We start from the raw sequence: 24,060 nt of genomic DNA, 5'->3' as shown, positions 1-24,060 counted from the left end.
GATTTATGAGCAGAATACGCATTCTGGATGATATAACAGCTGGGCGAATCGCTGCCGGTGAAGTCGTTGAAAGGCCGGTTTCAGTTGTTAAGGAGTTGGTGGAAAACTCTCTGGATGCCGGGGCCGACCAGGTTGTAATAGAAATTACGGAAGGCGGTAAAGAGAGTATTACGGTTACTGATAATGGTTGCGGTATGAGCCAGGAAGAAGTAAGCCTGGCTTTTTGCCGTCATGCTACCAGTAAAATTACCTGTGCCGAGGATCTCTATTCTTTAAAAACATTAGGATTTAGAGGAGAGGCTCTCCCGAGTATTGCGTCCGTATCTCACCTGGTCTTAAAAACAAAGATGCACTCTGAGACAGTGGGGCACAGAATTGAACTCATGGGGGGGAAAGTATTATCACTTAAATCGGTAGGATGTTCTCCGGGTACATCCGTTATGGTGACCGATTTATTTTATAATACGCCGGCCAGGCGTAAACATTTAAAGTCTAAAGGGACGGAAGCAGGGCTGGTGGTAGATATGGTGCAAAATATATCCCTTGCCCGGCCAGGGGTGCGTTTTTTATTGCGGCATAATAACAGAGTGATTTTTCGTACGCCCGGGTCTGGCAGGTTAATAGATGTCGTGTCCTCTGTGCACGGGGTTGAAGTTACCCGGGAAATGGTTGAAATTAGGGCCGAAAAAGGAAATGTCAGCTTAACGGGTTTTGTTAGCAAACCTTCCCTGAACCGTAAAACCCGCTCCCATATAACCTTTGCGGTTAATGGCCGTTATGTAAGAAGTAAATTTATCAACCGGGCAATTGAAGAAGCGTACAGTGGATTAATTCCTTCGGGACGGTACCCGGTAGTGGTACTTTCTCTGGAACTGGAACCGGCTATGATAGATGTAAATATTCACCCGGCTAAGATGGAGGTGAAAATTAATAACGAAAATGAAATAGCCAGATTTATTAAAGATACTATCCGGAAGCATTTGCAAAGTTCAGATTTAATACTAAATTATAATTATAAAATTCGCTCAAACACTAAAAAGTATTATTACGTCCAAAATGTACCTGTTAGTGCCAATGGTACAGCCGGGCAAGGGAGCTTGGAGCTCGAAGCCGGGCAAATTGGTGAAGGCATAGATATTGGAAATTGGGATTTATTAAATAAACAAAAAATTAATGACCAAACTTTACTGCCGGTAAATGTTAAAGAAGAACAGGAGGTCCTTAGTCAACCTTGTGCTAACACTAGATCGAAAGTTAACGAGAAGGTGTCAAATTTTCCGTTTTTACAGGTAATTGGGCAGTTATTACCTACCTATATAATAGCCGGTGGTCCCGATGGCCTATATATTTTAGATCAACATGCCGCACACGAGAGGATTATTTTCGAAGAACTTTTAAACTCGGTTAATAACGGTGGAAATCATACGCAGATGCTATTGAGACCAGTTCCCCTGGAATTAAATTATAAGGCATTAACTGTTTTACAGGAGAATTTAAATAATTTTAAAACTTTAGGATTTATTCTTGAAGAATTTGGAAGCGGGGCATATATACTACGGGGTATCCCGGCGAATTTATCTACAGAAAAAGCAGTATACCAATTTATTGATTTACTTGACGAATTGGCAGTTACCGGGCGGGAAGAAAGCTATGAAGATTTTAATCGGGCTGTTGTTACCCGTTTAGCTTGCCAGGCGGCTATAAAATCAGGTGAGAAATTGTCCTTAGAGGCAATGAATGCCATTGTACAAAAGCTTTCCCGGGCAAATGAACCTTATACTTGTCCCCATGGACGGCCCACCCTCGTAAAAATTACAGAGCGGGAATTGGCACAAATGTTTAAAAGAACAAATTAGTGCAGGAAGAGATATGGTAACGACAGGGTAGTTATTATAGTTACCACTTCACATGAATCTGATAGACAAAAAGAAAACTGGCGCAGAAGGGGGTTTTTCTCCGGGTAAAGGCTACCTGTGTGTATAAAAGGAGTAAAGGCTGGGAAAACTGACCAAATGATTAAAGCGATGGACCTTATATCCAGGCAAATACCGTTAATTTTTTCCCCGGCCTGGCTACGGATTAATTGCGGTAAGTTACATAACAGGGAAGACGGCAAAGGGTTAAAAATGAATTTTTTCAATAATTCAAAAGTGAAGCTTGAGGGTAAAAGAAAGGTGGGGAATTTATTTGTTTGGGCGCTGATATGATAGCAGGTGGTAAATATTTCCCTATGCAGTATGACGCTTGGCTGGAGGAAAGGTTGGTGCGCCCATGGTAACAGAACGCTCTACTTTATTGGTAATATTAGGTCCGACGGCAACTGGCAAAACTGAGGTTGCAATAGAAGTTGCCTTACTTACCGGTGGTGAAGTTGTTTCAGCCGATTCCATGTTAATATATAAGTATATGGATATAGGTACTGCCAAGCCCAAGCCGGAGGAACGTAAAGGGGTGACTCATCACCTCATTGATATTGTTTTGCCGGATGAGGAATTTAGTGTAGCTCACTATCAAACCAGGGCCCTGGCTGCCATAGAGGACATACTAAGGCGTGGAAAATTACCGATTTTGGCAGGGGGTACCGGATTGTATATTAATTCCATAATATATGGTTATAAATTTGGGGAAGTAGGAATTGATTATGAAGTAAGGGCCAAGTTAAGGCGTTATGCCCTTCAACATGGTAACGAAGCGTTGCATAACCGGTTGAAGCAGGTAGACCCTGTCACTGCTGCCCGCTTGCACCCTAATGACCAAAAACGCATAATAAGGGCATTAGAAATTTATGAAAAGACCGGAAAGCCCATGTCGGCCTTTGCTGCTAATGAACGCAATCAGTCTCGGTTTAATGTTAAGCTTTTTGGATTGTATATGCCCCGGGAGGAACTTTATAATAGGGTTAATAAAAGGGTAGAAAAGATGCTGGATGAAGGGCTTGTGGATGAAGTTAAAAGATTATTGGAACTGGGTTATGATACTCATTTAGTATCCATGCAAGGCTTGGGATATAAAGAAATTGCTTCTTTTTTGAAAGGTGAAATTAACTTTGAAAGGGCTGTATATTTAATAAAGAGGGATACGAGAAGATTTGCCAAAAGACAACTAACTTGGTTTAGACGTGACCCGCGTATTAAATGGATTAATGTAAAGGATTACTATAATGCACGGGAAATAGCCCTAGAAATTATCAGAAGCGCGGAAGGAGTTACCGAAGACGTGTCGAACCATTAATGAAAAATATTCCAACGGAGGTACTGTAATGTCAAAGACACAAATAAATTTACAAGATGCATTTTTGAACCAGGTTAGGAAGGAAAGCATTCCTGTAACCATTTATCTTATTAATGGCTTTCAACTCAGAGGAATGGTTCGGGGATTTGATAATTTCACCGTAATACTTGAGAGTGAAGGAAAGCAAATGATGGTTTATAAGCATGCCATTTCAACGGTGAGTCCTATGAGATCAGTGGGCACTTCGTTTTCGGAAACCAAACCTAGTAGCCAATAACAGGAAGCAGTCCCTCTGTGGGAGGGGCCTTCATTTTTAGGTCAGCTGTACACTTGCCGGACGTATAATTAATTATAATAAGTATGGTCCGGCGAGGTGACAGAATTTGGTTTGTATTAAATTACGTAACAACACAAAAAGTTTTATGAGTTCCTCCCGGAAAGATGGTACTCGAAAAAAAAGCTCTGTTAAGCAGGTATCCAATAACTATAGCGGGGGTTCTTATGAGGGCAAAACGGAATTACATAAAATTAAGGAAGAACTGTACAGTTTGGTTGGATTAAGAAATGTAAAACAAATGATTGAAGAAATTTGCGCTTTTGTAGAGATACAAAAGTATCGTAAAAAGGAAAATTTAGCTACTGAATCCCAGGTGCTACACATGATTTTTAGGGGTAATCCCGGCACTGGAAAAACCACCGTGGCTAGGATTCTAGCGAAACTTTTTAGAGAACTGGGTATTTTACCTAAAGGGCATTTGGTAGAAGTGGAAAGGGCTGATCTGGTAGGTGAATATATAGGGCATACGGCTCAAAAAACAAAAGAGCAGATAAAAAAAGCAATGGGTGGTATTTTATTTATTGATGAGGCTTATTCCCTGGCAAGGGGCGGGAGCAGGGATTTTGGCAAAGAGGCCATAGACGCGCTGGTAAAGGGGATGGAAGACTACAAAGATAATTTAATTGTTATATTGGCAGGTTATAAAAAGGAAATGCAACGTTTTATCGAAGTTAATCCTGGCCTTCGTTCCCGTTTTCCAATTTATATTGATTTTCCTAATTATACCACTCAAGAACTCTTAAGTATTGCAGATTTAATGTTGAAAAAAAGACAATATTATCTGGATACTGCAGGGCGGGAAGAGCTTAGATTAATCATTGAAGCGCGATCCAGACAGCACCAGCATAGTGGGAACGCAAGATTGGTTCGCAACCTCGTGGAGCGGGCCATTCGTTTACAAGCAGTGCGTCTGGTAGAAAAGAAGAATTTTACCCGGGAGGAACTTATGACTATTACCAGGAAAGATGTACTAAGGGCTCGGGATGCTTTTAACGATTTGGGAGGATGGGATGAGAGGTAGTAAATATGATCTTAAACAACTAGCCCGAGAAGTAGAAGAAGAAATCCAACCGATACTGGCCAGGTTAAATGAGGTATCCTTAGAAAATCAAGAAAGGGTTTTAAGTGCTTTCAGAAGTTGCAGGGTTTCAGATTATCATTTAAAAGGTTCTACCGGGTATGGATATAATGATCAAGGCAGAGAGGTTCTGGAAAAGATTTATGCTAAAATATTTGGGGCTGAAGCAGCTCTGGTTAGGGGACAGATTGCCAGTGGTACCCACTCTATTGCGTTGTGTCTGTTTGGAATTTTGCGTCCCGGAGACAGGTTGTTATCAGTAAACGGAGCACCGTATGATACCTTACAAAAAGTGATTGGTATAGCCGGAGGAGTAAAAGGTTCTTTAATAGATTGGGGAATTAAATATGAGCAGGTGGAATTGCTTCCCAATGGAGAACTTGATTGGGAGGCTATTAATAAGGCATTGGATAGACCTTTAAGGATGGTAATGCTACAAAGATCTCGGGGGTATAGTTTGCGGAAATCCTTAGATATTGGAACAATAGGTAAAATTGTTGAGTTTGTCAGAACCAAGCAACCGGATGCCATTGTTTTTGTTGACAATTGTTACGGCGAATTTGTGGAAAGGTTAGAGCCGACCATGGTCGGTGCGGATATAATAGCAGGTTCCCTTATTAAAAATCCAGGAGGGGGGCTAGCACCTACAGGTGGGTATATAGCAGGAAGAAAAGAACTGATAGAAATGGTTGCCTCTCGTTTAACCGCTCCAGGGATCGGTGGTGAGGTGGGGGCCACTTTGGGCTGGCAAAGACTGTTTTTCCAGGGAATTTTTTTGGCCCCTTCTGTAGTTTCGCAGGCATTAAAAGGAGCGGTTTTTGCGGCCAGGCTTTTTGAAAAGTTGAATTTTAAGGTTTCTCCTTTGTTTTATGAAAACCGAACCGATATTGTACAGGCCGTAACCTTAGGTTCGCCGGAAAGGCTTGTGGCCTTTTGCCAAGCAATTCAAATGGCTTCCCCGGTGGACAGTCATGTTCGCCCTGAGCCTTGGGACATGCCGGGTTATGAGGATCCTGTGGTAATGGCGGCAGGTACTTTTATACAGGGAGGGTCCCTGGAACTTACTGCTGATGGACCCATAAGACCGCCTTATGTGGTATACCTTCAAGGCGGCTTAACTTTTGAGCATGTTAAAATTGCTACTTTGGCTGCCGCTAAACAGGTATTGGAAGTAAGGGACGGGTTATGAACTTGAAACAATTAGAAGCTTTTTTATGGGTTGCTGATCTGAAAAGTTTTACCCGGGCGGCCAGAAAATTATATATGAGTCAACCTGCAGTAAGCTTTCAAATAAAGGCACTTGAAGACGAGTTGCAAGTTTCTTTGTTTCAAAGGCGCGATAAAAAAGTAATTCTTACCGAAGCTGGCCGTTTGCTTTACCCCGCGGCTAAGGAAATACTTAGGCATTACTACAAGGTTATTGAAGACTTGGATAATCTCAAAGGCCTAAAAATTGGGCAACTTAATATTGGTGCCAGTACCATTCCAGGAGAATATGTTTTACCACTTTTTATAGGCGGTTTTAACAAGGTATATCCCGGCATAAAGATTTACCTAAGGATAGGCGGAAGCGGTGAAGTTATTAACTGGGTCAATAATATGGAGGTTGCTTTGGGAGTAACTGGCACCATTGTGGAAGGTAATGGATTGGAATGTGAGCCCTGGATATATGATGAATTAATTTTAATTGCTCCACCAGACCCGTATTGGCAAAATAAAAGGGAAATACCCTTGGAAGATTTGTTAACCCATCCCCTGATCCTTCGCGAAGCCACTTCTGGCACCAGGAAGACAATAGAAAATCGTTTGCAAAAAAAGGGAATTTCTCTGGAGCAGTGCCGGGTTATTATGGAAGTGGGCAGTACCCGGTCGGTAATCACAGCTGTTCAGGCCGGCTTGGGCATAAGTTTTGTTTCTCGCTGGGCGGCAAAGGAACCCCTGGCACTTGGCAGGGTGATTGAGGTTAAAATAATGGAACTTTATCTTGGCAGGGAGCTTTATTTAGTGCGCAATTCCCAGGCTTTAGGGGGAGGGTTTGCCGCAACGGCCTTTATTAAATATGTTAAGGACCGGCGTACTTTAGAATTGTTAGGTTTTTGAGTTATTATAATTTCCTTAAAAGTCCAATGACCTTACCTAGAATTGTAACATCCCGGATAATGATAGGAGCCATATTTTTATTTTCCGGCTTAAGTTTTACGTGATCTTTTTCTTTTAAAAATCTTTTTACGGTAGCCTCCTCCTCCAATAGTGCCACTACAATATCTCCATTGTCGGCGGTAGACTGTTTTCTTACTATAACCAAATCTCCATCGAAAATGCCGGCGTCAGTCATGCTCTCTCCTTTTACCCTCAGTATAAAAAATTCACCTTCTCCTATGAAATCTGAGGGTAAGGGGAAGAATCCTTCCCTGTTTTCCATCGCTAGCAAAGGGTATCCTGCTGCTACGCGGCCCACAATCGGAACCCAATTAATCTTTTCATTGGGTTCATTGGGCATTCCCAGTACTTCAATGGCCCTGGGTTTTGCAGGGTCCCTTCTAATCATTTCTTTTTCTTCCAACCTCCTTAAATAACTGTGCACAGTTGAGCTGGAACGTAAGCCTACCTTTTGGCCGATCTCTCTGACCGAAGGTGGGTATCCTTTTTTATGAATCGTTTCTTTAATTACATTTAAGATAGCTTCTTCCCGTGGGGTTAGTTCTTTGGACATAAGATAACACAACCTTTCTGAGTTATTTTTAGAAATTATATCACATATAAGACGATTAGTAAAACGTATGTTCGAAACTTTTATTTAAGTTTTAGTTAATTAATATGGTTTTATTTTTTAGAAGGATATTAAAGTAGATTTGTTGAATTTGTCTGAATATAAAAAATTTTTACCTAAAGAAGGTGGGGCTCTTGAAGAAATTTAAGATTGCTATTATTGCCGGGGATGAACGGGGATATAAAGTGGTAAACAGGCTTTTGAGGATAAGCAAAGTGGAAGTAATGGCAGTTTATTTGCTTGAGAAAAATGATCGTTCCTTGAAGGATATGTTCCATGATATGTTAGGTGAAAAGGTTAAGATTATTACTGAAATTGATAAATTAGAAGAAATATCTTCGTTAAGTATAGATGCCGTTATTGAGCTGTCAGGATTAACGGGAGTTCAGAATATTTTAATCAACATGAACCTTCCCGGCATAATAATTTTGAAAAAGCGGGCGATTGAGCTGCTGGAAATTATCTTCCAAGAAGAAGGGTTGTTGGAATATAATAGGATCCAGGGTGAGCTATCCACCATCTTAAACTCAGTTCAAGAAGCTATTGAAGTAGTTGACGAAAAAGGTGTAATAAAATATGTAAATCCTGCCTTCACAAAAATTACGGGCATAAAAGCATCCGATCGCATCGGCAAAAATATATACGATGTTTCTCCTGAAGGGGCTTTAGCTAAAGTATTAAAAACGGGTAAGCGTATTTTTGGTCACCGTACCACCGTAGGTGGAAGTAATGCGGAAGTTATTAGCAATGCTTCTCCTATTATTGTTGATGGTGAAACTCGGGGAGCAGTTGTAGTATTTAATCATTTTACGGATATTATGAAATTAATGGAAGAATTGAAACAAAGTACATCTATTATAGAAACCCTTTCTGATAAATTTGGTCAAGTTGCAACCAGTAAATATACCTTCAAAGATATTTTAGGTAATAATCAGGAACTAAAAAAATGTATTCGACTTGGTGAACGGGCTGCTAAGAGTGATTCAACTGTGCTTCTGGTAGGAGAAAGCGGGACGGGGAAAGAGCTATTTGCCCATGCCATTCACAGCGCTAGTGCAAGAAGAGGTAAGCCTTTTATAAAAGTAAATTGTGCTGCAATTCCGGAGAACCTGTTAGAAAGTGAGTTTTTTGGTTATGTTAAAGGTGCTTTTACCGGTGCAGTTAAATCTAAGATAGGAAAGTTTGAGCTGGCTAACGGTGGTACCATCTTCCTTGATGAAATTGGAGATATGAATCCTAATTTGCAAGGTAAACTTTTGCGGGTTTTACAAGAAATGGAGTTTGAAAGGGTAGGGGGAAATGAGACTATAAAAGTTGATGTGAGGGTAATTGCTGCTACCAACAGGAATTTACATGAATTGATTAGGCAAGGTAAATTTCGTGAGGATTTATATTACCGCTTAAATGTGGTTGAGATACATATTCCACCCTTGAGATACCGTAAAGAAGACTTATCTGTTTTGACTAATAACTTAATCGTTAAGTTAAATAGGAAATTAGGTAAAAAAGTTAAAGGCCTCTCGAAAGATGCAGAGGAGATATTATATAGTTATGATTGGCCTGGTAATGTTAGAGAACTGGAAAATCTTATTGAACGAGTTATGGTTACCGTTGATGATGAGATTCTTACTAAGAACCACTTCATCCAGCATGTCAGTCAGCTCAGGGAAGTGCCAGATAAAGATATAGATTTAATTCCAATTGATCAAATGGAACAAATTTTAATACGAAAGGCCATGGCTAAGTTCGGGGCTACAGTAGAAGGAAAAAGAAGGGCAGCGCAGGCCTTAAACATTTCCTTAGCTACACTATATAATAAATTAAAAAAAGTAAAAGTAGAAAATTCTAATAATTAGAAGTAAGTTTTATATTTTCTAAATTTTTTTGACTAAAAATTTCCAAAAATAATAATATAATATGTTATAATTATTAAAAATTAGTGATTATTTATAATTAATCAATATTTATATATAATCTTTGGAACTGTATACCCAATATTAATTTGGCATGACATTAAATTCCGGTATAATTTTTGCTTAACTAGTAAAAATATAGATACTTTTTTAAAGGGGGGAATTGTCATTAAAGTAGTCAGAGTTGAGCAAATTATCGACGCAGTTGCCCGTCTCTGTCAGCAAGCCAATTATGATTTGGGACAGGATGTACTTGATGCCATTAAAAATGCCTACGAAAGTGAACAATCGGTTACTGGAAAAGACATTCTCCAACAATTGGTAGAAAATGCTCGGATCGCAAAAGATGAATCAGTTCCCATGTGCCAGGATACGGGATTTGCTGTTGTTTTTCTGGAGTTGGGTCAGGATGTGCGAATTGAAGGCGGTAGTCTTGAAGATGCAATAAATGAAGGTGTGCGTAAAGGTTACCAAGAAGGTTACTTGAGGAAATCTATTGTAGGACATCCTCTTGATAGAAAAAATACCGGTGATAATACCCCCGCTGTAATTCATACCCGGATAGTCCCCGGTGATAAGTTAAAAATAACTGTAGCTCCTAAAGGCGGCGGCAGTGAAAATATGAGTGCTATTAAAATGCTCAAGCCTGCGGAAGGAGTTGAAGGTGTTAAAAACTTTGTTATTGAAACCGTTAAAGCAGCTGGTCCAAATCCTTGCCCTCCCATTATTGTAGGAGTGGGTATCGGAGGAACCTTTGAAAAGGCTGCCCTGTTGGCTAAAGAGGCACTGCTGCGTCCAGTGGGACAGGCCAGTGTAGACCCGTATGCTGCCCAATTGGAGAAAGAATTATTGGAAGAGATTAATAAGCTGGGAATCGGTCCCCAGGGGCTTGGTGGAACGACTACTGCCCTGGCTGTGCACGTAAACACTTATCCGGCACACATTGCCAGTTTACCCGTGGCAGTAAATATAAATTGTCACGCCAGTAGACACAAAGAAATTGAATTATAGAATTTTAAATTTATTTGGAGGTGTAATTACTTGACTCCAATAGTTAAACTTACTACTCCTCTAACCAGTGAAACAGTTAAAAAGTTACGTATTGGTCAAAGGGTTTTACTTAATGGGAAATTGTATACAGGGAGGGATGCTGCTCATAAAAAGCTGGTGGAGCTTTTGGAAAAAGGTGAGGAACTTCCAATTGAATTGGAGAATCAAGTGATTTATTACGTCGGGCCATCTCCGGCCAAGCCAGGTCAAGTGATCGGCTCGGCAGGTCCTACAACTAGCGGTCGCATGGATGCCTATGCTCCAAAGCTGATTGCTAAGGGGCTTAAAGGAATGGTAGGTAAAGGGAAAAGAAGTCCGGAAGTTATAAAGGCCATGAAACAGCATAAAGCTGTTTATTTTGCAGCAGTCGGCGGTGCCGCAGCATTAATAAGCAAAAGGATTAAATCCTGTAAAGTGGTTGCCTATCCGGAACTAGGGCCGGAAGCAATTCACGAGTTAGTAGTGGAAGATTTTCCTGTAATTGTGGTTAATGATGCCCTGGGTGGTGACCTTTATGAAGAGGGAATTAGGATTTACGCAGCTAAGTGAAAAAAGAAGAGGCATATTGGAGTAGCTATTATGAAGGAAATTTTAAATGGTTAAAGAAATATGTTCTAATATCTAGAAATAAAATATTTAGAAGTATTTTAAATGTTTTGTATACCCGGTTTTTTTACCTTAATTAGTAAGGGAGGAAAGTTTTGTGAAGTTATTTGAATATATGGGTAAAGAATTATTTTCACAGTATGGGATCACCGTACCCAAGGGTAGAGTGGTTTTCACCCCAGAAGAAGCAGCTGAAGCGGCAAAGGAAATTGGGGGCGCGGTGGTTATAAAGTCGCAGGTTCTCTCGGGGAAAAGGGGTAAGGGGGGAGGAATTAAATTTGCCGAAACCCCCGATGAAGCCCGTGCTGCTGCTGAAGAAATCCTGGGGATGACCGTTCAGGGTTATAAAGTAGAAAAGTTGTTGGTAGAAGAGAAATTGCAGATCGATAAGGAGTTATATCTTTCCATTACCGTGGATGGTGCAGCGAAAAAGCCTGTACTTATTGCTTCTGCCGAGGGAGGTATGGACATCGAAGAAGTACCGGAAGAAAAAATCTTGAAAAAGCATATAGACGTATTTGTTGGAGTCTATCCCTACGTTGTTCGGGAAGTGGCCAGGCGATTGGGACTTACCGGTACGCTGGCAAAGGAATTAAACAAGTTACTCCCTGCGTTATATAAGATGTTTAAGGAAAAGGATGCCGAGTTGGTAGAGATTAACCCGTTGGTTATTAGCGGAGAAAGGCTTATTGCAGCAGATTCAAAAGTGACCGTAGATGATGATGCGCTGTACAGACAAAAGGAAGTGCCGATGGTTGAAGAACGTACCGATATTGAAAAAAAGGCTCATGAATTAGGACTTGCTTTTGTTCAACTGGATGGAGATATTGCCATAATGGCCAATGGTGCAGGAATGGCCATGGGAACTCTGGATACCATTCAATATTACGGAGGGTCTCCGGCCAACTTCCTTGATGCCGGTGGCGGTACCGGCATGGAAGAAACAGCTCAAGCCCTTGAGCTGCTTCTCGCTACTAGCCCGAAGGTCATATTTATAAATATTTTTGGTGGTATTACCAGGTGTGATGACGTTGCTAACGCTTTTGTTAAAGTTAAGAATTCAAGGGAAATACCGGTTCCAGTGGTAATTCGGATGGTTGGTACCAACGAAGAGGAAGCCGTTAAAATACTTAAAGAAAATGGAGTTGAAGCTTATAAGGTAATGCATGAAGCAGCTCAAAAAGCTGTGGAATTGGCTAAGAATGCTTAGAAAAGGAGTTGTTGACCGGTGGCAATTATTATTGATGAAAATACCAATGTTGCTGTCCAGGGTATAACGGGAAATCAGGGTCGGTTCCATACCAAGCAAATGCTTGCTTACGGAACAAAAATTGTTGCAGGCGTTTCTCCCGGAAAAGGTGGCCAGGAAGTTGAAGGGGTGCCCGTTTATGATACTATGACTGCAGCAGTGCAAAATCGCAGGATAGATGCTTCAGTTTTATTTATTCCTGCACCTTTTGCTAAGGACGCGGCCTTTGAGGCAATTGATGCGGGAGTAAAAGTCTTGGTTATAATTACGGAACATATTCCGGTACATGATGAAATGGAAATAGTGAACTTGGCCAGAAGTAAGGGAGTTACTGTTATTGGTCCTAATACTTTTGGTATAGTGTCTTGCGGCAAATGTAAAATTGGTATTCCTCCCAACCAATTCTTTGTACCCGGCCCGGTTGGCGTGGTGGCCCGTAGTGGAACTCTTACCTATGAAATAGTTGGAAATCTGACCAGTAATGGTTTGGGCCAGTCTACGGTGGTAGGGCTTGGCGGAGACCGGGCTGTAGGTTTATCATTTGTTGATGTTTTGGAGAAATTTGAAAAAGATCCGGAAACCAAAGTGGTGGTAATGGTTGGTGAAATTGGTGGGAATGCTGAAGAACAGGCAGCGGAATATATCAAGAAAAATATGAGTAAGCCGGTAGTTGCATACATTGCCGGTAAAAGTGCTCCTCCAGGAAAGAGAATGGGTCATGCCGGTGCAATTATCGAGCGTGGGAAAGGAACTTTTCAGGGTAAAGTGGAGGCGTTACAGGCTGTTGGAGTACAAGTGGCCACGTTACCCTTTGAAGTGCCCGGATTGGTAAAACAAGTTTTGAAATAAGAAAGGAGGATCAGCCTTGTTCAAACGCGATAAACTGGAAAAAATCCGGGAAAGTGAAAAGGCTTATAGGGAGAAGTTGCAGAAGGTAACCGAAAAGCGTCCTGAGCGGCAGCCGGAGTTTAAAACCGATTCGGATATCACTATTAATACCGTTTATACTCCCAATGACATTGAGGACCTGGATTATGAAAGGGATTTGGGATTTCCGGGAAGTTACCCCTATACACGGGGCGTTCAACCCAACATGTATCGCGGCCGGCTATGGACAATGAGGCAATATGCCGGTTTTGGATCAGCGGAAGAAACCAATAAGCGTTTCCGCTATTTACTGGAACAGGGGCAGACTGGATTAAGTGTGGCTTTTGATTTGCCCACTCAAATAGGGTATGATTCTGATCATCCTTTGGCCAAGGGCGAGGTAGGTAAAGTAGGGGTTGCCATTGATTCACTTTGGGATATGGAAACCCTTTTTGACCAAATCCCGCTGGATAAAGTTAGTACATCCATGACCATTAATTCTCCGGCGGCTATATTGCTGGCCATGTATATTGCCCTGGCAGAAAAGCAAGGGGTTAAGTCGGAGCAATTAAGCGGTACCATTCAAAATGATATTCTCAAGGAATATATCGCCCGGGGCACTTATATTTTCCCGCCCCAGGAATCAATGAGATTAATTACTGATATTTTTGCCTATTGTAAGGATAATGTTCCGAAATGGAATACAATTAGTATTAGCGGTTATCACATCAGGGAAGCGGGCTCCACTGTCGTTCAAGAAGTAGCCTTTACGCTGGCTGACGGAATAGCCTACGTTAAGGCTGCATTGGATGCGGGATTGAATGTTGATGATTTTGCCCCGCGGCTTAGCTTTTTCTTTAATGCCCATTTGAATTTCTTTGAAGAGATAGCTAAGTTCCGTGCTGCAAGGCGCCTGTGGGCTAAAATTATGAAAGAACGTTTCGGAGCTAAGAATCCCAGGTCGATGATGTTACGCTTCCATACTCAAACGGCGGGATGCACACTGACGGCACAGCAACCTGACGTGAATATTATGCGGGTTGCTTTCCAAGCCCTTAGTGCTGTCCTGGGAGGCACTCAGTCATTGCATACCAATTCCAGGGATGAAGCCCTGGCCCTGCCCAGTGAAGATTCAGTACTTATTGCACTACGTACACAGCAAGTGATAGCCTATGAGATTGGCGTTGCTGAGACCGTGGACCCGCTGGGTGGATCTTACTTTGTGGAGAAACTTACCAATGAAATTGAGAAAAAGGCCATGGAATATATTGAGAAAATCGATGAACTTGGCGGAGCTCCTAAAGCCATTGAGTTTATGCAAAAGGAAATTCAAAAGAGTGCTTATCGGTACCAGCAAGACATTGAAAGCGGGAAGAAAGTTGTTATCGGAGTGAATAAATTCCAGCTGGAAACCGCCAGACCAGAGGGACTGCTCAAGGTAGATCCCGAAGTTGGTAAGCGACAAAAGGAAAAACTAGAAAAGTTACGTGCTGAACGGGATAATGCTAAAGTTGAAAAAGTCTTAAATGACTTGCGTAAGGCTGCCAATAGCGACGAAAACCTTATGCCTTACTTTATTGAGGCTGTAAAAGCTTATGCTACACTGGGAGAAATTTGCGGTGTTTTGAGGGAAGAATTTGGAGAATACCAGCAGCAGATTGTTTTCTAGCCTTTATTTAAGGAGGAGAAGTAAATGAGCGAAAAACTTCGCGTATTGGTGGCCAAGCCCGGGCTGGACGGCCACGACAGGGGAGCAAAAGTTATTGCTCAAGCTTTGCGCGATGCGGGGATGGAGGTCATATATACTGGGCTGCGGCAAACGCCCCAGCAGATTGTAGAAGCTGCCCTGCAAGAAGACGTACAAGTGGTGGCCCTGAGTTGCCTGTCTGGTGCTCACATGGATCTTTTCCCGGAGGTTGTTGAAGGGCTGAGGGAACAAAATGCATCGGATATTTTGGTTTTGGGCGGAGGGATTATTCCCGATGAGGATATTCCAGGACTAAAAAAGGCTGGTATTGCGGAAGTTTTTGGTCCCGGCACACCTACCTCAACGATTATAAACTATATTAAGGAAAACGTGAAAGGATGATAACTTAATCTTAAAATTCTGCGGGAGGTATTTTATATGCCTGCCGCAGAATTTAAAAAAATAGATTTAAAAATTGTATAAGCTTACTTATAAGGGGGGTAAAAAATGATTAAGAAGATAGATCATGTGGGGATTGCGGTTAAAAATTTGGATGCCGCAATTAAGTTTTATGAAGATGTGCTGGGCATGAAAGTTACGGAAACAGAAGTAGTAGAAGAGCAAAAAGTAAAGGTGGCATTTATCCCAACCGGTGACAGTGAAGTTGAATTACTTGAAAGTACCACTCCCGATGGACCCATTGCAAAGTTTATAGAGAAAAATGGTGAAGGAATCCAGCATATCGCTTTTCGAGTGGATAATTTGGAACAAAAACTTGAAGAATTAAAGGCTAAGGGGATTAGGCTCATAGATGAAAAGCCCCGCAAAGGGGCCGGCGGAGCCAAAATTGCTTTCCTTCATCCCAAGGCGACCTTTGGAACACTGGTAGAGCTATGTGAGCGTGATTAAAAATAGGAGGTCTGGAAAAAATGAGTATGCGGGAAAAATTAGAAGAGTTGAAAAAATTAAGGGATATAATTAAAGCTGGCGGCGGAGAAAAGCGTATACAAAAGCAGCATGATGCCGGCAAGAAAACTGCCAGGGAACGTATTGATATGCTGCTGGACCCGGGCTCCTTTAATGAAATTAATGTTTTTGCCGGTAACTCTGATATTAAAAATGATTTGAAAAATCCCGGTGAAGGTGTTGTAACCGGTTACGGAACCATCAACGGGCGTAAAGTTTACGTATTCGCCCAGGACTTTACCGTTGCCGGAGGTTCATTGGGAGCCGTACATGCGGCGAAAATTTGTAAGGTTTTGGACCTGGCCATGCGTACAGGTGTCCCGGTTATTGGTCTTGATGATTCCGGTGGTGCCCGGATTCAAGAAGGAGTTGATGCCCTAAACGGTTATGGTGAAATTTTCTACCGTAATACCATCGCTTCTGGCGTGATTCCGCAAATTTCTGTTATTATGGGCCCCTGTGCCGGAGGTGCCGTATATTCTCCTGCCCTTACGGACTTCATTTTTATGGTAAAAGGTACCAGTCAAATGTTTATCACCGGGCCGCAGGTAATTAAAGCGGTAACCGGGGAAGAAATTACCATGGAACAGCTGGGAGGGGCAAATACACATAACCAGGTTAGCGGTGTAGCCCATTTTGCTGCCGAGAATGAAGAACATTGTTTTGCCATGATAAAACAGCTGCTCAGTTTCTTGCCCTCCAATAACTTGGAAGAACCGCCGGTATACGAGCCATCGGAGCCCGAAGGCAATCCGGAGGAGCTTTTGGAGATTATACCGGATCATCCAAATATGTCCTATGATGTCAAGCGCATTATAAATTTAATAGTGGACCGCAGTGAGTTCTTCGAGGTTCAGGCCGATTATGCCCGTAACGGGGTCGTTGGCTTTGCCAGAATCGGTGGCAGGTCAGTGGGTATTATAGCTAACCAGCCGGATTACCTGGCAGGTTGCCTGGACATAAACGTTTCCGATAAGATAGCACGATTTGTCCGTTTCTGTGACTGTTTCAATATTCCCCTGGTAACCTTTATGGATGTACCGGGATTCCTGCCTGGTACGGCTCAAGAATTTGGCGGTATTATTCGTCACGGTGCAAAAATGCTTTATGCCTATTCAGAAGCTACAGTGCCCAAAATTACCATTATCCTGAGAAAGGCTTATGGCGGAGCATATTTGGCTATGTGTAGTAGTTCATTGCGGGCGGATATGGTTTACGCCTGGCCGACAGGCGAAATTGCAGTGATGGGACCTGAAGGAGCAGTTAATATTATTTACCGGAATGAGATTAAAAATGCTGAAAATCCTGCCGAAAAGAGAGCTGAACTTGTTCAGGAATACCGCGATAAATTTGCTAATCCGTACGTGGCATGTTCACGGGGTTACATTGATGACGTTATAGATCCGCGGGATACCCGCAAGAAGATTATAGAGACCCTTAAGGCCCTGGATGGTAAGCGTGTTGATCGGCCACGGAAGAAGCACGGAAATATTCCTTTATAAGAGGATTACCTCACCACAGAGGTGGAAGGAGGTTTTTAGAGTTGAGTGTTATTCCGGAGATTAATAAGGTGGGTGCCAGCGCAAAGCCATCAACAGTTGCTGTCATTGTTGCTGCCCTGGCGGCAGGTGGCTATTTATCACCTGGGGACCGGATTGTCGGGATACGCCGGAAGGATAAAATGTCACCCTGGAAAAAATCAGGATTGATTAAGCAAATATTGGGACGCGATCTTAGTATAGACTTCAATAGTTTGTAAATTGATTAGGGCCTAGGTTCAATAAGGAGGGGTATGGATGAAAAAGTTCAGAGTTGTGGTTAATGGTGAGGTTTTTGAAGTGGATGTGGAAGAAATTTCCACAAATCAACCTTCACTGGTAGTACATTCAAATACGGCACCGCCACCTGTCGCGCCGCCTGCGGCTGTTTCGAAACCGGCTGCCAATCAAGTTACTGCAGAGCCGAAGCCGGAACCCCAAAAGCTCGAAGCGCCAAAACCTGCCGCCCCTCAGGGGGCAGGTAGTGTTACGGCTCCCATGCCGGGAAATATAAACGATGTGCGGGTGAAGGTAGGTGATCAGGTGAACAAGGGCGATGTTCTCGTAATTTTGGAAGCCATGAAAATGGAAAATGAAATTGTTGCACCTGTCGCCGGAACCGTAAAAGAAGTAAAAGTTGAAAAGGGCCAAGCTGTAAGTAACGGTGACCTGTTAGTAGTTATTGGGTAAAAAAATTTTAATACGTTATAATAAAAAATGGAGGGTGAATTTCCTTGAGACGTAAGAAGATTACGATTGTCGGTGCCGGAAATGTAGGAGCTACTTGTGCCCACTGGGCGGCTTCCAAAGAACTAGGTGACATAGTATTGCTCGATGTGGTGGAAGGCATTCCCCAGGGTAAAGCTCTCGATTTAATGGAGGCTGCTCCAATAGAAGGTTATGATTGTAAGATTATTGGTACCAATAACTATGAAGATACTGCCGGTTCAGATGTTGTTGTTATAACTGCGGGGATAGCCCGCAAGCCCGGTATGAGCAGGGATGATTTAATTGGTACAAACTCGAAGATTGTATCGGATGTTGCATCCAACGTTGCCAAGTATTCTCCCAACGCCTTTATCATAGTAGTTACTAACCCCCTGGATATTATGGTTTATGCGGCTTATAAGGCCAGTGGATTTCCGCCGAATCGTGTTTTCGGTATGGCTGGCGTCCTGGATTCCGCCCGCTTCCGCACTTTTATAGCCCTCGAGCTGGGGGTTTCCTTTGAAGACGTCAGTGCCTTTGTAATGGGGGGGCATGGCGACGATATGGTACCACTGGTACGGTATAGCTATGCCGGCGGAATTCCAATTGAGAAACTGATTCCCAAGGACAGGATAGATGCCATTGTAGAACGTACCAGAAAGGGTGGAGCGGAAATAGTTAATTACCTTAAGACCGGTAGTGCTTATTATGCTCCAGGGGCCTCTGTTGTTCAAATGGTTGAGGCTGTGCTGAAGGATAAGAAGCGTATTTTGCCTGTTGCGGCCTATCTAAACGGTGAGTACGGTGAAAAGGATATTTATTTTGGAGTTCCTGCCATTATTGGCGGTGGCGGGGTAGAGAAGGTTATTGAATTAGATCTGACGGAAGAAGAGCAAGCTGCCTTGAAAAAGTCAATTGAAAGGGTTCGCAAGGTAATGGCCAAGCTTGAAAAGTAGTTAAGATTAAACTAGGGGGGCTAGCAAATGAGTACACAAAGGAAAGTTTTAATTACAGATACTACCATGCGGGATGGTCACCAGTCTTTGTTGGCCACCCGTATGCGTACCGAGGATATGTTGCCCATTGTTGAAAAAGTCGATAAAGTGGGTTTCTATTCCGCGGAAGTGTGGGGCGGGGCTACTTTTGATTCCTGCATGAGATTCTTAAATGAAGACCCGTGGGAGAGATTGCGGGTTTTGCGCAGGCACTTTAAGAATACCAAACTTCAAATGCTGCTGCGCGGCCAAAATGTTGTTGGATATAAGCATTATGCTGATGACGTCCTGGAAGCGTTTATAGTTAAGGCCGTAGAAAACGGTATGGATATCTTCCGCATCTTTGACGCACTGAATGACGTGCGCAACATGGAAAAGGCCATTGAATTTGTAAGACGTGAGGGGGCCCATGCCCAGGGTACGGTGGTATATACCATAAGTCCCGTTCATGACTTGGATTTCTACATGCGTATGGGCAAACAATTGGAAGAATTGGGCTGCCACTCCATCTGCTTGAAGGACATGGCCGGTATTTTGGCTCCTAAACCGGCTTATGAGATTATCAAAGGGTGGAAGGAGACCCTGAGTATTCCGGTGCAGTTGCATTGCCACTATTCCAGTGGTATGGCTTCCATGGCTTATCTCAAAGCCATTGAGGCCGGCGTGGATGTTATAGACTGTGCCATTTCTTCTATGGCCCTCCAGAGTTCTCAGCCTGCCATTGAAACCATGGTGACGGCTTTGCAGGATACACCGTACGACACCGGGCTGGATCTATCTTTACTGTCTGAAATAGCGGAATATTTCCGGGAAGTACGCAAGAAGTATGCCGATGTGGATAATGCTTCCAAGAACCCGGATACCAATGTATTACAGTATCAGATACCCGGTGGAATGATTTCTAACTTTATCAATCAATTAAAAGAACAAAACGCCCTTGATAAGTTGCCGGAAGTTTTAGCGGAGGTGCCCAGGGTAAGGGAAGACTTTGGTTATCCACCTCTCGTAACTCCTTCCAGCCAAATCGTTGGTACTCAGGCTGCTCTGAACGTATTGTTGGGTGAGCGCTATAAGATGGCAACCAATGAGGTTAAGCAGTATATGCGCGGGTATTACGGGAGACCTCCCGCACCGGTCAACGAGGAGGCCCGTAAGAAGATTATAGGTGATGAAAAGCCGATAGACTGCCGTCCGGCGGATCTTATTGAGCCTGAACTGCCCAAGGCCAGGGAAGAATGTGCCGAATATATGGAAAAGGAAGAAGATGTAATTTCTGTGGCCCTATTTCCACAAGTGGCACCTAAGTTCCTGAAAGAAAGGATGGCCCGTAAGCTCAAAGTTGACCTGGAACTGGCTAAGCAGGGAACCGATTTTTATCCTGCATAGGACATGCATTGGGATTAGATAATATTATTTAAATTTAAACTCCACGCCCATGGGAGGTGTGGAGTTTTTTTGTTTATCTTTTAAAACACGGCCCAGTTTACATAATATTGGTAGAAATTCAAAAAACAAAAAGTTAGTTTTTTATTATTTTACTTCCCATAATAAGTATTATGTAAACTAAAATTTTATCTCTCCTTTTCATCAAAACGATTTTTTGGGGCTATAAAAACTTTGAGAGCGCCGTAATTAAAATGGCGCGAATGAACTGGTCACTGGCCATTGCCCACCATACCCCGACAATTGGTTGGAAGTAAATTATTTACCTTTTGGAACAGGAAATGTTCCTCCTTTAATATACCGGGCATCTGAAATGGTAAAAAAAACACTGGGAAAAATTTGGTCGAGAAGTTTTATGGCCCGATTCAAGTCCTTTCTTTTAAGGGTCACAAAGAGAATTGTTCTCTCGCCGTTTCTGCCCTGCCCAGAAACCGTGGTAACACCAAATCCTTCCTGGCGTAACATATTTACAAATTTTCTTTCAAGATGAGGAGGGGGAAAAACCTGTAAGGAAAAATATCCCATTGCCAAGTGTTCCTCAATTAAACTTCCCACATAGGTACCGGATGCAAATCCGCCGGCATAGGCCAGGACCTTTCCGATATCATCCAAACCGCCCTTTAATACCTCATTTAGTGCCAGGATAAACACAGTTACCTCAAAAAAGCCAGTTACCGCTGCCAGTATCCTTCTATCTCTCATTAGCATCAGTATGCGAAGGACATCCAGGGAAACGTCAATAATGCGGGCCCCGAAAATAAAAAGGTATGCTCCCAGTAGTGCTCCTAACTGTTCCATTTTAAACTAACCTCCCTTATACAAGTTAACATAATAAGGGAACACTGGTTGTTAGTGTTCCCTTTATTGCATTTCTTCGAATTCTTCTCTTAATTCAAGCAAATGCATTTTTTTCTCTGTCAGAAGGTCAGAAGGTAGATATGTTGCGGGACGGGTTATTTTTTCTTTGAATTAAGTTCACATAGCAGTCTAACAATTTTAAGGCGCAATTTCTAGCTGAAATCTTGTTTGCGTTGATTATAGCATTCTCTGCCATTTGTTTTCGCAGGTCATCATTCCTAAGCATTAACAAAACCCTGCTGGCAAATTCCTCCTGACACAGTTTTGTCAAAAATCCATCCTTACCGTGTTCTACCATTTCCGAAACACCGTAAGCCTTTACTGCTACCACAGGTAAACCTGCAGCCTTGGCCTCACCGATGACAAGGCCTTGGGTTTCCGTTACAGATGCAAAGACAAAAAGATCGGAACCTTTATAGCAATTAATAACTTTTTCCTTGGGAAGAACTCCCGTAAACGTTACTTTTTTATCAATTCCCAATTCCCCGGCTTTTTCCTTGAGATTCTTCTCTTTAGGTCCCCCGCCCACTATCACTAAGTGGATATTGGGAAACTCTTTTTCGATGATTGCCGTGCATTCAAGTAACCATTCCAGGTTTTTTTCTTTTCCCAGGCGACCCACGCACAATAGGATTTTTTTATCACTTTTTATTTTTAGTTGTTGTCGCAGCCAATTGCTATCTCCTGAGTTATATTCTTGTATTTGAATTCCGGTGGGAATACTGATTACCGGAACCTTAACACCTATAGTTTTAAGGTGTTCAGCAATAACTCTGGTGGGAGTTATTACTAGGTTGCACTGGTTGCAAAAGTCTGAGCAAAGGCGCTGGGTAAGATCCCTGGTGATGCTGTGGGCGAAAGGTACGTAATGAACGTATTCTTCGTAAAGGGTATGGAAGGTAAATACCAGTGGAATGCCCAGGCGTTTAGCGTAGCGTGCTCCTACCCTGCCCAGTAGAAAAGGTGAATGCACATGTATAATATCTAATTTAAGTTTGTGGATTATGTTGCGTAGTCGCGGCGAAAAAGGTATTGCCAGGGTAAAGTCCGGATTGGTAGGGGCGGGGATGGATGGAAATCTGAAAACCCCGTCTTCGTTAGGGCAATTAGGGTAGTTGGGTGCGAAAATAAAAATCTTATGCCCGAGGGTTCGTAATTCCGAGGCAAAAGTATCAATGGAGCGTACCACCCCGCTGGTGTAAGGTCTATAACTATCGGTAAAGATACCTATGTTGAGTTTTGTCACCAAACCACCCACTTCGACCCTGATGTTATTTCTCTAGTATAACCATTTGCTTAATACGCCAGCCTGCCGGTGTTTTTATTAAGATAAATTTTCCGGTGGCTTTGGAAGTGGTTTTGTTTATTAGATTGGTTTCCTTAATGTATGCTAACACTATAGATCTATTTTCGTCAATGGAGTTAATAGTTATTTTCTCCAATTGCGTTGTTGTATACCAGTCGGTATTTAGACATTTGAAACGCCATGTTTGCTCGGTTAAATCCTCTAGAAGCCGACCTGTAAAGTATTGGCTAAAAATTTTATGCAATTTCTGCCTGTCAGGGGCCCGGATCCAACTAATGTCTTCCACTGCTCCTTTTATGATTCTATTAATTTCCCTGGCGCCGGAACTAGAATATTGTTGACTGCCGGCTGGGAGGGAGCATAAAAATGTTAGCAGTACGGCTAGACAGATTACTGATATAAATTTTTGCATAACTTCACCTCTGAAATTAAATGTTAAATATATACATTAATTCTATATGCTGTAAATCCTGCTAAATATAAAAAAAAGTTACCCATTAATGGGCAACTTTTTTACAATCCCCGGGCAAATTCCGGCCTTAGTGGTATTTTTTCCGGCTTTTCCAGGGCCGTTTTAATTAATTCAACTAATTTATCCCGGTCGCGATTTAAAATTCCCCGCAATGGTAAATAATTAGAGGCGTGATTGGAACGGAAAATGCAACCGGAAAGATTAACGTTCTCCAGCAATAGTTTTAATTCTTTTAGTATACCTTTTGAATCCGGCACCTTAAACTCTTTTCGCTGGACTTGTCTGTGTAAAGGAGTATTAGGTATCACCATTAGGGTAAGTGCTGCCAGGTATGTGGGATTTATTGCGCTGACTACTTTTGCCGTTTCTAAGGCATGTTCTTTCCAGAGGTTTTGCCCACCCAGTCCTAATATAACAGTGGCAGATAATTGCAAACCTGCTTTCATAATTTTTTGGCCCACTTCAATCATTTGTTGATTGTTAACACCTTTATTAACGTTTTTAAGAACGGTATTGCTGCCGCTTTCAATTCCCAAATAAACTATTTTTAATCCGGCCTTTTGAAGCGCAATCAATTCATCTTCTGACTTGTTTATTATATCTTTGGGTCCGGCGTAAATACCTACCCTTTGCAGGTCGGGAAAGGTACTATAAAGCAGGTTCAATGTTTTAAGTAGGGTTTCGGTATCCACTGCCAGTGCATTTCCATCGGCGAGGAATACTCTGGTTATCCCTGCGGGTTCGCGGGCACAGCTTAAAATATCGGTTTCAATTTCTTTCCAGGATTTAATTCGAAATCGCTTCCCCTTGTACATGCCACAAAAAGTACAACCATTGTGGGAACATCCCAGAGTAATTTGCAAAATCAGGCTGGAAGCTTCACTGGGTGGCCGGAATACAGGCGGGTCGTAAATCATGTAAACACCTTCTTCCTAAAAACTTTATAAAATATCGACCCGTTGAAGACAAGACAGATTTTAAGCAAT

Annotated in this window: 24 protein-coding genes; 19 read left to right on the top strand and 5 right to left on the bottom strand. The window is 42.3% G+C overall.

Features of this window, described 5'->3' with window-relative positions; translation table 11 throughout:
- The first annotated feature begins 5 nt into the window (after positions 1-5).
- The 6 genes from mutL (at position 6) to ACX4JR_RS10725 (ending at position 6,746) form a co-directional block, all read left to right on the top strand.
- On the top strand, positions 6-1,856 hold the full coding sequence (gene mutL / locus ACX4JR_RS10750; RefSeq protein ID WP_476058062.1) for a DNA mismatch repair endonuclease MutL: 1,851 nt from the start codon (positions 6-8) through the stop codon (positions 1,854-1,856).
- A 388-nt stretch (positions 1,857-2,244) separates the two neighbouring features.
- Positions 2,245-3,231 (top strand): tRNA (adenosine(37)-N6)-dimethylallyltransferase MiaA, encoded by a 987-nt coding sequence (gene miaA / locus ACX4JR_RS10745; RefSeq protein WP_476058061.1) that lies wholly within the window; start codon positions 2,245-2,247, stop codon positions 3,229-3,231.
- A 28-nt stretch (positions 3,232-3,259) separates the two neighbouring features.
- Positions 3,260-3,508 (top strand): RNA chaperone Hfq, encoded by a 249-nt coding sequence (gene hfq / locus ACX4JR_RS10740; protein ID WP_476058060.1) that lies wholly within the window; start codon positions 3,260-3,262, stop codon positions 3,506-3,508.
- 145 nt (positions 3,509-3,653) lie between these two features.
- On the top strand, positions 3,654-4,589 hold the full coding sequence (locus ACX4JR_RS10735) for an AAA family ATPase (RefSeq protein ID WP_476060532.1): 936 nt from the start codon (positions 3,654-3,656) through the stop codon (positions 4,587-4,589).
- Entirely contained in the window at positions 4,579-5,835 is a 1,257-nt protein-coding gene (locus ACX4JR_RS10730; RefSeq protein WP_476058059.1) for a methionine gamma-lyase family protein, read from the top strand. Before ACX4JR_RS10735 ends, ACX4JR_RS10730 begins: the two co-directional genes overlap by 11 nt.
- Positions 5,832-6,746, top strand: coding sequence for a selenium metabolism-associated LysR family transcriptional regulator (locus ACX4JR_RS10725; protein WP_476058058.1), 915 nt, complete (start codon positions 5,832-5,834; stop codon positions 6,744-6,746). Before ACX4JR_RS10730 ends, ACX4JR_RS10725 begins: the two co-directional genes overlap by 4 nt.
- A 4-nt stretch (positions 6,747-6,750) precedes the next feature.
- Here ACX4JR_RS10725 and lexA read toward each other — a convergent pair whose 3' ends face one another.
- Complete coding sequence (lexA, locus tag ACX4JR_RS10720) at positions 6,751-7,359, bottom strand: transcriptional repressor LexA (RefSeq protein ID WP_476058057.1); 609 nt, start codon at positions 7,357-7,359, stop codon at positions 6,751-6,753.
- A gap of 182 nt (positions 7,360-7,541) precedes the next feature.
- Between lexA and ACX4JR_RS10715 the strand changes: the two genes are divergently transcribed.
- The 13 genes from ACX4JR_RS10715 (at position 7,542) to ACX4JR_RS10655 (ending at position 20,381) form a co-directional block, all read left to right on the top strand.
- A complete protein-coding gene (locus tag ACX4JR_RS10715; protein ID WP_476058056.1) occupies positions 7,542-9,272 on the top strand; it encodes a sigma-54 interaction domain-containing protein in 1,731 nt (576 codons plus the stop codon).
- A gap of 225 nt (positions 9,273-9,497) precedes the next feature.
- Positions 9,498-10,340, top strand: coding sequence for a fumarate hydratase (locus ACX4JR_RS10710; protein ID WP_476060531.1), 843 nt, complete (start codon positions 9,498-9,500; stop codon positions 10,338-10,340).
- A gap of 30 nt (positions 10,341-10,370) precedes the next feature.
- Complete coding sequence (locus ACX4JR_RS10705) at positions 10,371-10,928, top strand: Fe-S-containing hydro-lyase (RefSeq protein ID WP_476058055.1); 558 nt, start codon at positions 10,371-10,373, stop codon at positions 10,926-10,928.
- A gap of 154 nt (positions 10,929-11,082) precedes the next feature.
- On the top strand, positions 11,083-12,195 hold the full coding sequence (sucC, locus tag ACX4JR_RS10700) for an ADP-forming succinate--CoA ligase subunit beta (protein ID WP_476058054.1): 1,113 nt from the start codon (positions 11,083-11,085) through the stop codon (positions 12,193-12,195).
- Between the two features lie 18 nt (positions 12,196-12,213).
- On the top strand, positions 12,214-13,083 hold the full coding sequence (sucD, locus tag ACX4JR_RS10695; protein ID WP_476058053.1) for a succinate--CoA ligase subunit alpha: 870 nt from the start codon (positions 12,214-12,216) through the stop codon (positions 13,081-13,083).
- A 16-nt stretch (positions 13,084-13,099) separates the two neighbouring features.
- Positions 13,100-14,770 (top strand): acyl-CoA mutase large subunit family protein, encoded by a 1,671-nt coding sequence (locus ACX4JR_RS10690; protein ID WP_476058052.1) that lies wholly within the window; start codon positions 13,100-13,102, stop codon positions 14,768-14,770.
- A gap of 24 nt (positions 14,771-14,794) precedes the next feature.
- Positions 14,795-15,190, top strand: coding sequence for a cobalamin B12-binding domain-containing protein (locus tag ACX4JR_RS10685; RefSeq protein WP_476058051.1), 396 nt, complete (start codon positions 14,795-14,797; stop codon positions 15,188-15,190).
- A 105-nt stretch (positions 15,191-15,295) separates the two neighbouring features.
- The gene (mce, locus tag ACX4JR_RS10680; protein WP_476058050.1) at positions 15,296-15,697 is read left to right on the top strand and encodes a methylmalonyl-CoA epimerase; all 402 of its coding nucleotides are present in this window, start codon (positions 15,296-15,298) and stop codon (positions 15,695-15,697) included.
- Positions 15,698-15,717: 20 nt separating this feature from the next.
- Positions 15,718-17,256, top strand: a complete 1,539-nt coding sequence (locus tag ACX4JR_RS10675; RefSeq protein WP_476058049.1) for an acyl-CoA carboxylase subunit beta — start codon at positions 15,718-15,720, stop codon at positions 17,254-17,256.
- Positions 17,257-17,297: 41 nt separating this feature from the next.
- A complete protein-coding gene (locus ACX4JR_RS10670) occupies positions 17,298-17,513 on the top strand; it encodes a hypothetical protein (RefSeq protein WP_476058048.1) in 216 nt (71 codons plus the stop codon).
- A 37-nt stretch (positions 17,514-17,550) separates the two neighbouring features.
- Positions 17,551-17,982 (top strand): biotin/lipoyl-containing protein, encoded by a 432-nt coding sequence (locus tag ACX4JR_RS10665; RefSeq protein WP_476058047.1) that lies wholly within the window; start codon positions 17,551-17,553, stop codon positions 17,980-17,982.
- 44 nt (positions 17,983-18,026) lie between these two features.
- Positions 18,027-18,956: a malate dehydrogenase gene (mdh, locus tag ACX4JR_RS10660; RefSeq protein ID WP_476058046.1), complete on the top strand. Its 930-nt coding sequence runs from the start codon at positions 18,027-18,029 to the stop codon at positions 18,954-18,956.
- Positions 18,957-18,983: 27 nt separating this feature from the next.
- The gene (locus ACX4JR_RS10655) at positions 18,984-20,381 is read left to right on the top strand and encodes an oxaloacetate decarboxylase subunit alpha (RefSeq protein ID WP_476058045.1); all 1,398 of its coding nucleotides are present in this window, start codon (positions 18,984-18,986) and stop codon (positions 20,379-20,381) included.
- Between the two features lie 315 nt (positions 20,382-20,696).
- Here the strand turns inward: ACX4JR_RS10655 and ACX4JR_RS10650 are convergent, their stop codons facing one another.
- The 4 genes from ACX4JR_RS10650 to ACX4JR_RS10635 all read right to left on the bottom strand — a co-directional run bounded on the left by ACX4JR_RS10650 (position 20,697) and on the right by ACX4JR_RS10635 (position 23,991).
- A complete protein-coding gene (locus tag ACX4JR_RS10650; RefSeq protein ID WP_476058044.1) occupies positions 20,697-21,236 on the bottom strand; it encodes a DUF2179 domain-containing protein in 540 nt (179 codons plus the stop codon).
- 127 nt (positions 21,237-21,363) lie between these two features.
- Positions 21,364-22,542 carry a glycosyltransferase family 4 protein gene (locus ACX4JR_RS10645; RefSeq protein WP_476058043.1) on the bottom strand — a complete coding sequence of 393 codons (1,179 nt, stop codon included), beginning with the start codon at positions 22,540-22,542 and terminating at the stop codon, positions 21,364-21,366.
- A 25-nt stretch (positions 22,543-22,567) separates the two neighbouring features.
- Positions 22,568-23,014 carry a hypothetical protein gene (locus ACX4JR_RS10640; RefSeq protein WP_476058042.1) on the bottom strand — a complete coding sequence of 149 codons (447 nt, stop codon included), beginning with the start codon at positions 23,012-23,014 and terminating at the stop codon, positions 22,568-22,570.
- Positions 23,015-23,115: 101 nt separating this feature from the next.
- Positions 23,116-23,991 (bottom strand): radical SAM protein, encoded by an 876-nt coding sequence (locus tag ACX4JR_RS10635; RefSeq protein WP_476058041.1) that lies wholly within the window; start codon positions 23,989-23,991, stop codon positions 23,116-23,118.
- Between the last annotated feature and the right edge of the window lie 69 nt (positions 23,992-24,060).

This window comes from Desulfofundulus sp. JL263-se (assembly GCF_056316025.1).
This window is presented reverse-complemented; position numbering and strand designations above follow the sequence as displayed.